Below are 1,117 nucleotides of genomic sequence, written 5' to 3'. Positions count from 1 at the left end.
CCGGCAACAGCGAAAAGGAGACTTCAAAATGACTGCGATCGTTGCGCCATCAGGCAGGAAACGACGGCTATAAGGGCCAGCTCAAGACACTCCGCGTCCGCGCCGATCGTCATCGTCCTCAACAGGTCGAAGTCCGCCGACAGCCGGGTGCTGACACAGGGCGTCGAGGCAGGCGCGGGCTGGATCCTCTGAGGCGAGACCTTCGGCAAAGACCACGTCAGCTTGTCCATCGCCGCGCCGGAATTCGGGCCGCGCAAACTCTTCGCCGATCTCGGCCGCGGCCGGCCAGGACGATGAAGACACCTACGCCGTCATCTGGAACCCGCTAGACTGACCGGCCGACCTCAAGTCTTGGCCCCGCTTTCCTATGATTTCCCGCCAAGCTTCGCCCACCTGAAGGGGCGGCGAAAACTCCCATCCGACTCTTCGCCCGTCCCCGAAGCGATATCGCACGCCCATCATCGCCATCGCTCCCATGAAGCGAAACGAGGGTGATCATGGACGACGAAAACGAGCGCGCGGCCCGCGCCAAGAAGGGCAGTCCGTTTCTGAATACCGCGCAGGCCGCCTTCTATATCGGCCTCTCACAACGCACCCTGGAGAAGATGCGGCTGACCGGCGGCGGCCCGAAATACCGCAAGCATGGCCGCTATGTTCGCTATCACATCGACGAGCTCGACGACTGGTCGAAAGGCCGCTCGCAGGACATCAGGTCCCACATTGATGAGGGTGGCTCCGGCCCCGCCGAGGGCGAGGGCCGGTCGTGAACCCGCGCCCTTCCATCCAACTAACCGGCAGCCGCCTGTGGCGAGTTCGGGCGCGCAAGGCTATCGCGATCGCCTCGATTGGTCTCGGCCTGATCGGTGTCACCGCGCTCACTAAACCCTCACCCTGGCTGGTCTGGAACGCCTCGGCAAGCGCCCCCGTCGGTCTCTACCGGGTCGGTTTCGCGACGGCCGCACGCGGCGATCTGGTGCTTGTCCGCCCACCTCAAGCGGTCGCCTATCTCGCCGACCAACGCGGCTATCTGGCCCGCAATGTGCCGCTGGTGAAGCGTCTCGCCGCGTTGCGCGGCGAGCATGTCTGCGCCTTCAATGAGGCCATCATCATCGGCGGG

Annotated in this window: 2 protein-coding genes and 1 pseudogene; all 3 read left to right on the top strand. The window is 64.5% G+C overall.

What is annotated here, in order from left to right:
• Positions 1-32 precede the first annotated feature (32 nt).
• Positions 33-334, top strand: a pseudogene (locus tag L598_RS21955) (DUF736 family protein).
• Between the two features lie 163 nt (positions 335-497).
• Positions 498-767, top strand: a complete 270-nt coding sequence (locus L598_RS09625; protein ID WP_144861986.1) for a helix-turn-helix domain-containing protein — start codon at positions 498-500, stop codon at positions 765-767.
• The coding region (locus L598_RS09620) for a S26 family signal peptidase (protein ID WP_186444992.1) at positions 764-1,117 on the top strand (354 nt) is incomplete at its 3' end. The genes L598_RS09625 and L598_RS09620, both read left to right, overlap by 4 nt.

Origin of the sequence: Mesorhizobium sp. J18 (assembly GCF_007829525.1) — a bacterium.
Lineage (GTDB): Bacteria > Pseudomonadota > Alphaproteobacteria > Rhizobiales > Rhizobiaceae > VLJP01.
Note: the sequence above shows the minus strand (reverse complement) of the source record. Positions and strands in the feature narration are given on the sequence as shown.

Bases quoted from the DNA above. Each gene is read 5' to 3' on its own strand.
- L598_RS09625 (WP_144861986.1), top strand. From the start codon at position 498: ATGGACGACGAAAACGAGCGCGCGGCCCGCGCCAAGAAGGGCAGTCCG.